Below are 6,701 nucleotides of genomic sequence, written 5' to 3'. Positions count from 1 at the left end.
ATCTCTCCTGTTACTCTTACTTTATTCACTGTTCAACATGAAATCAATTGATCAACTGTTGAGCTATTTTTTGCTTGCTTTAGTCTAAACTCCAGTTAGGAGGATATACAACGATTTTTGTTTTGTACACAGATGTGTGTACACCGTAGCCTTTTTAAGGGGAGCCAGCGCGGTCTTGGGGTCTCCCCAAGTGGAGCGACTGGCGTGGGCTAGGAGGGATCTAGGTTTCAGGCTTCAGTGCGTAAGTTCTATTATTGTGTTTGGCAAAATATAGTGGTGTCCGTGGTTAAAAATAAAAATGCTTTTTTTGGTTTCTTATACGTTAGATATGTGATTAATCACGTCTATCTAGGAGAAGTTATAGCCACCACAAGCGCTAACAAATTTTAGTACACTAAGTTTCCTGTACCACGCAACTGACGCAAAGAATTTATACAGTATGGACAGTCACATTTAAATAGCTTAATTGCAGCATCGCTTTCCTCGTGGGTAAAGTTCAACATGGCAATATTCTCATCTGATACTGATGTGGCAATGCTTGAGGAACGTGTAGAGGAATACGCTTGCTTTCTTTCTGAATCTCGTATGCATACAAAATCTGTTCCACCATGTGGATTGGTGATACAGGTACGACCATCTTGTGTGTGCATTAATCGCTGAGTAATACTAGCGTGAGCAGGATTAAATGCTGCCAACGTAGACATTAGTGACACAAAAATCGAGGAACTGGAAAGTAAATTAAGTATTAATTTTCTGTTCATCGGTTTCTTTGAATAATGTACCTAAGTGCTAAGGTTATCCGATTACCTGTTACAGGTCAAGTAAGTTTTAAAATAAGAATCCCGACTTCTTTAACAAAGTCGGGATTCTTATTTGATAGAGATTATCAGTCTTAAATTATAGACTTGTAAAAACTTATTATTTTTATTAAATTTGAACACAAGCTCATATATCTAAATTCAACAAAAATGAAGCAAAAAATACATTCAGAATCTTCTAGTTGTTGCGGATGTGAACATGACCATGATGAGAATCGTAACCATGTTCATAATCATATTCACGGTGAAAATCATAATCACGACCATAATGGAGAATTCAATCTGAAAAATGAGGTATTTCCTCTAGTTGTGATTTTAGGTTTGTATATACCTGGTGTAATTTTTGAAGACCAATTACACAATACACTTTATTCTCTAGGTGAATATTTGATTTTTATTCCTGCCTATTTATTGAGTGGATGGAGTGTTTTAAAAACAGCTGGACGCAATATACTTCGAGGCAGGGTATTTGATGAAACATTTTTGATGACTATAGCAACATTAGGGGCGATCGCAATTCATAAATTACCCGAAGCTGTCGGAGTAATGCTATTTTACAAAATTGGCGAATTATTCCAGGATATTGCCGTCAGTCGTTCCCGTAATTCCATCAAAGCACTTTTAGAAGTACGTCCAGACTATGCCAATATCCAAATAGAGGGAAAACTGAAGAAAGTATCGCCAGAAACAGTAAATATTGGGGATATTATCATCGTCAAACCAGGGGAAAAGATTCCCTTAGATGGTGAAATTATAGAAGGTAAGTCACAAGTTGATACATCTGCATTAACTGGAGAATCTGTACCGCGAACGGTAAGGTTAGGAGAAACTGTATTAGCTGGAATGCTTAATAAAAGGGGTGTCTTGACAATTAAAGTAACAAAACTTTTTGATGAGTCTTCCATTGCCAAAATTCTAGACTTAGTGCAAAATGCTAGAAGCAAAAAAGCAGAAACAGAGAAGTTTATTACTAAGTTTGCTCGATATTATACACCAATAGTAGTTTTTGCATCTCTAGCAGTTGCAATATTACCTCCTTTATTTATTCCTGGAGCAAACTCTTTAGAATGGGTTTATCGGGCTTTGATTCTATTAGTTATTTCCTGCCCATGTGGATTAGTAATCAGTATCCCGTTAGGTTATTTTGGAGGGATTGGAGGTGCGGCTAAACGCGGAATTTTTGTGAAAGGCTCTACTTTTTTAGATGCTTTAAATACAGTGAAAACAGTTGTTTTTGACAAAACTGGAACATTGACAAAGGGAGTATTTAAAGTAGTACAGATTATGCCAATCAATGGTTTTAGTGAGCCAGAATTACTAGAATTAGCTGCCAAAGTTGAGTCACACTCAAATCATCCCATTGCTCAATCTATCCGTGATGCTTATGGTGAAAATATTGAAGTATCCGAAGTGAGAGATTATGAAGAAATTGCAGGTTATGGAATCAGAGCTAAAGTAGAAAATCAGGTAGTTCTGGCGGGAAGCGATCGCCTGTTACATCAAGAGAAGATTGCTCATGATAACTGCCAGATAGAAGGAACAGTTATTCATTTAGCAGTTGATCATATTTATGCTGGATATATTGTTATTGCCGATGAATTGAAGGAAGACGCTAAGCAAGCTATCCAAGCATTAAAGCAAATGGGTGTAGAAAAAACAGTAATGTTAACAGGAGATAATCAAGCGATCGCCTCCCATATTGCTCAACAGATTGGCATAGACTCCTACCAAGCAGAGTTATTACCAGAAGAAAAAGTTAGCGCCATTGAGAAAATACTCAGCACAGCCGGAAAGAAGGGTAAAGTCGCCTTTATTGGGGATGGCATTAATGATGCACCCGTGATTGCTAGAGCCGATATAGGTATGGCAATGGGTGGTTTAGGTTCAGATGCGGCAATCGAAACTGCTGATATTGTGATCATGACTGATGCACCGTCAAAAGTGGCGGAAGCAATACAAATTGCTAGAAAAACGCATAAAATTGTTTGGCAAAATATTGGTTTTGCTTTAGCAATCAAAGGTGTATTTATTGGATTGGGTATTTTAGGTGTGGCGACAATGTGGGAAGCTGTTTTTGCTGATGTTGGCGTAGCTTTGCTGGCAATTTTTAACGCAACTAGGGTAATGAAGTAATTAGAGATGTTGAATTGCAATCTGTAGAGACGTTGGATTGCAACGTCTCTACTTGGTATTGGTTACATAAATTGCAACAATGCCAGCTTTAATTTTTTCCTCGGCGATACTTAGGTTAACTTCATCCATCTAAGGATAGATTATGCACGCCTCAACTCAATTACCAGGTAAATCAGCATTATTTGTGAGTGCGCTACTGGGAGGGTTAATTTTCACCAGTTGTGCTTCTGTTCCTCAACCATCAAATCAAGCATCATCTAGAATTGCAGCCGAGCAAGCTGCATCACCTACTGGGAATACCGCTCAAAAGGCTGAAGCTGCACCGATACCTCGTGCGCGTCCTCAACTGATTAAAAAGGCAGCGATGACTTTGATTGTCAACTCTGTAGATAAGAGTATTGATGCTGTCTCGCAAATTATTAATAAACAACAAGGGGACTTAATTGGACTAAAAGAACAACAGCCCACAAAAGAAAGCACGCGTCATACTGCATTAATACAAATACGAATACCGCAAAATTTCTTAGAACCTACCTTAGATGAATTGACTAAATTGGGCACATTAAAGAATCGCAATATCACTGCCGAAGATGTAGGCGATCGCTTAGTAGATTTACAAGCTAGATTAACTAACCTGCAAAAAACTGAAGCCAATTTGCAAAAAATTATGGATCGATCTGGTTCTGTAAGAGATGTGCTAAGTGTTGCCCAAGAACTTAGTAACGTTCGGCAATCCATAGAGCAAATTAATGCCCAATTGAAAAACTTACAAAATCAAGTTACTTATTCAACTATTACACTGAACCTAGAAGCAGCAATTTCTAGCACTAGTCCACAGCGTGCATTAGGCGAGCAAATTCAGGAAACTTGGAACAACTCCACCTACTCCTTAAGTGTGTTTACAGTTCGCTTACTCAAATTGGGTATTTGGTTAATGGTGTACAGTCCTTATCTGTTGATTTTGGCTGCTGGTGTCTATGGCTTAACCCGTTGGCGGCGTCATTCACTACGTTTGACACAAACATCAGAATCAGCTAATTCTGATTAGCTTTCTTGTAAAAGCGCTAATTTTAGGCTCTTTCCCTGCGTCTCTGTTTTGAAAAGGGGAGCAACGTGAAAAAGTTCGATGTTTGCGTCGCTCCCTCATACAAGTTAATTGACCCCACAAAGCACAAAAAGCGTAATAGTTGAAAACCTTGTGTCTCCTATTTTCTGATGTTTCTGGTGTTGTGAGTGTATCTGTACACTTTGTAGAATTCATATTTCCTTGTCGGCGATCGCTCTAAGAGTCGTGACATGGCCAATCATCGAGTTAATCTGTAAGGTTGAAACTAAATTAAATTGCAGCAGAACGTGCCTCATCCACCTTGAGAGTTGTACCTGTGATGAACTTGGCATCCTCTGAAATCAGGAAAGCAACCGTTTTAGCAAGCTCTAAATAAGTAGCTGGACGACCCCACATCAAGTCGGATGGCACATGCCAACCTTCTAACTCTTCTATGCTGTCTGCCACAAAAAAGGGAGCCACTGAGTTCATGCGAATTTTATCGGCTCTGTAACGCTTGGCGTACAGCTTGGTGAATCCTTCCATTGCTGCCCGGAGTGTGCCACTGAAGGGCGTGCTCAACTCTGGCTCCTGTGAATCACAAGCAGAGATATTAACGATCGCGCCTCCGCCTTGTTGACGCATTGGCTCTGTTACCAGTTTAGCAATGCGGACAACGCTTAAAAATAACATCTTAAAATTCTCTACCCACATTTCATCAGAAATGTCAAGCAAATCGGGACGGGGCGGATCGCCAAAACTATTGACGACCGCATCAATTCGGCCAAATTTATCCAACGTGGTTTGAATCAATCGTTCTAAATCTTGAAGGTTGGACATTGAACCTTGCACAGCAATCCCACCTAACTCTTGCGCTAAACCCAAAACACTTTCGCTTCGCGCTAACAAGGAAACTGTATATCCTTGTGCTGCCAACTCTCGCGCACAGCCTGCCCCAATTCCACGACTCGCCGCCGTAACAATCACAACCTTCTTTGAATTCATTTTCTCACCTCAGTGCATTGACCTAAAATCAGACTAGCCTTTGCTTATTCAGAAGAGAAGTCTCTATACTGGCAAAACATCTGTGCTTGACAAGAACAAATGCCGAGCCTTTTCAAGCAACTCCCCGAACTGATTGCCTTTGTTGAAAGTGTAGAGTCCAACAGTTTTAGCGCAGTTTCTTTGTTCTATGAGGCTATGTCTTAAACATACGTCTTGCTCTACGCAATAAGACTGCCAAGCTTTGAGGCGTTTATACAGCTTGCGATGGCGTATCCGCCCGCAGTATGCGATCGCTAGAAAATTATACTTACTTTTACCACCTACACTATATAGATAGACTTGCTGTCAAGAAAGCAAAATAACATGGCTAAGTCTCATAAATTCCAGCTTGATAGGAAAGATAAACTAACAGAACTACTCTTTTGTTTGTTTACTTCTATCCTCCTGCATTTTATTCTGTTTATTGTTGGCAATTATTGGCTGAAATCTGTCGCATCTGAGCAAAGGCGAGCATTTTCTCAAGCAATTCCCATTGAGTACATTGAAGTTCCTCCTGATGAAACTAAGACGCCGAAAGAAACCTCAAAACGGGCTGTCAATAATTCTGTTGGAAAGGGACAAGTTTCAAGACCCAATAACTTAAATGCTCCCACAGTAAAGGCATTCTCACCAAAATTGACGCGCTCCACGCCACCAGCGCCAAGTTCTGCACCAACGGTAGTTACTCCTGCAATCACACCAGCCAAAATTCAACCTCGAAAACTTGCAGTTGCTCCTATTACCACACCACCAGCGCCAAGTCCTGCAATCACACCAGCCAAAATTCAACCTCGAAAACTTGCGGTTACTCCTATTACCACACCACCAGCGCCAAGCCCTGCAACTATACCAGCCAAAATTCAACCTCGAAAACTTGCGGTTGCTCCTATTACCACACCACCAGCGCCAAGCCCTGCAACTATACCAGCCAAAATTCAACCTCGAAAACTTGCGGTTGCTCCTATTACTACACCACCAGCGCCAAGCCCTGCAACTATACCAGCCAAAATTCAACCTCGAAAACTTGCGGTTGCTCCTATTACCACACCACCAGCGCCAAGTTCTGCAACGACACCAGCCAAAATTCAACCTCGAAAACTTGCAGTTGCTCCTACCACCACACCACCAACACCAAGTCGCACATCTGAGCAGTTGGAGACTGGGGCTACTCCGCGAAAACCTCAAATTCAGCCAGTTCCAAAATCGGGTGCAGCAAGCCGCTTGGGTGGCCCGATGAGTTTATCTAGTCGTGATTTTGGAGGTAATTATTTTGCAGCCTCACCTAATTCCAACCGCTTCAATCCAGATTTTAATGGCATTGATGCTCGTCGAGATACAGACTTAGGCCCTTACCTAAAAGAATTACAGCGAAAAGTGAGGCAGCAATGGATACCTGAAGTCACCGAATCTTCTCGGCGGTCAGTGCTTCACTTCACTGTTAACCGCTCAGGTCAGGTGAGCAATCTCCGAATTGCGCGAACTTCTAGATTTAATACTACTGATGAAGCAGCAGTTAGCGCTGTTAAGCGAGCTGCACCTTTCATACCTTTGCCAACAACGTATAGCGGGAATAACATCTCTATTGAATTTACGTTTGTTATCAACGTTTATGGCGAACTAGATCTACAAGGTAGTGGGCAAAACTAATATTATGCCGATTC

General features: G+C 41.0%; 5 protein-coding genes. 3 read left to right on the top strand and 2 right to left on the bottom strand.

Annotated features, from left to right (window positions below; genetic code table 11):
- Nucleotides 1–386 precede the first annotated feature (386 nt).
- Nucleotides 387–761: a hypothetical protein gene (locus HCR01_RS09125; protein ID WP_193195890.1), complete on the bottom strand. Its 375-nt coding sequence runs from the start codon at nucleotides 759–761 to the stop codon at nucleotides 387–389.
- A gap of 207 nt (nucleotides 762–968) precedes the next feature.
- Between HCR01_RS09125 and HCR01_RS09120 the strand changes: the two genes are divergently transcribed.
- Both HCR01_RS09120 and HCR01_RS09115 read left to right on the top strand, forming a co-directional pair.
- Nucleotides 969–2,951, top strand: coding sequence for a heavy metal translocating P-type ATPase (locus HCR01_RS09120; protein WP_193195889.1), 1,983 nt, complete (start codon nucleotides 969–971; stop codon nucleotides 2,949–2,951).
- Nucleotides 2,952–3,093: 142 nt separating this feature from the next.
- Complete coding sequence (locus HCR01_RS09115; protein WP_193195888.1) at nucleotides 3,094–3,999, top strand: DUF4349 domain-containing protein; 906 nt, start codon at nucleotides 3,094–3,096, stop codon at nucleotides 3,997–3,999.
- Nucleotides 4,000–4,287: 288 nt separating this feature from the next.
- On the opposite strand, the gene HCR01_RS09110 is transcribed toward HCR01_RS09115, so the two are convergent.
- Nucleotides 4,288–5,001 carry an SDR family oxidoreductase gene (locus HCR01_RS09110; protein WP_193195887.1) on the bottom strand — a complete coding sequence of 238 codons (714 nt, stop codon included), beginning with the start codon at nucleotides 4,999–5,001 and terminating at the stop codon, nucleotides 4,288–4,290.
- A 363-nt stretch (nucleotides 5,002–5,364) separates the two neighbouring features.
- Between HCR01_RS09110 and HCR01_RS09105 the strand changes: the two genes are divergently transcribed.
- Nucleotides 5,365–6,687 (top strand): TonB family protein, encoded by a 1,323-nt coding sequence (locus HCR01_RS09105; protein WP_193195886.1) that lies wholly within the window; start codon nucleotides 5,365–5,367, stop codon nucleotides 6,685–6,687.
- Nucleotides 6,688–6,701: the final 14 nt, after the last annotated feature.

The sequence above is a fragment of the Nostoc sp. MG11 genome (genome assembly GCF_014904695.1).
Classification (GTDB): Bacteria; Cyanobacteriota; Cyanobacteriia; order Cyanobacteriales; family Nostocaceae; genus Komarekiella.
The sequence above is the reverse complement of the archived record's forward strand: the minus strand, read 5'-3'. Positions and strand labels throughout refer to the sequence as shown.

Coding starts and splice junctions, on each gene's coding strand:
- HCR01_RS09125 (WP_193195890.1), bottom strand. CDS start 761: ATGAACAGAAAATTAATACTTAATTTACTTTCCAGTTCCTCGATTTTT.
- HCR01_RS09120 (WP_193195889.1), top strand. CDS start 969: ATGAAGCAAAAAATACATTCAGAATCTTCTAGTTGTTGCGGATGTGAA.
- HCR01_RS09115 (WP_193195888.1), top strand. CDS start 3,094: ATGCACGCCTCAACTCAATTACCAGGTAAATCAGCATTATTTGTGAGT.
- HCR01_RS09110 (WP_193195887.1), bottom strand. CDS start 5,001: ATGAATTCAAAGAAGGTTGTGATTGTTACGGCGGCGAGTCGTGGAATT.
- HCR01_RS09105 (WP_193195886.1), top strand. CDS start 5,365: ATGGCTAAGTCTCATAAATTCCAGCTTGATAGGAAAGATAAACTAACA.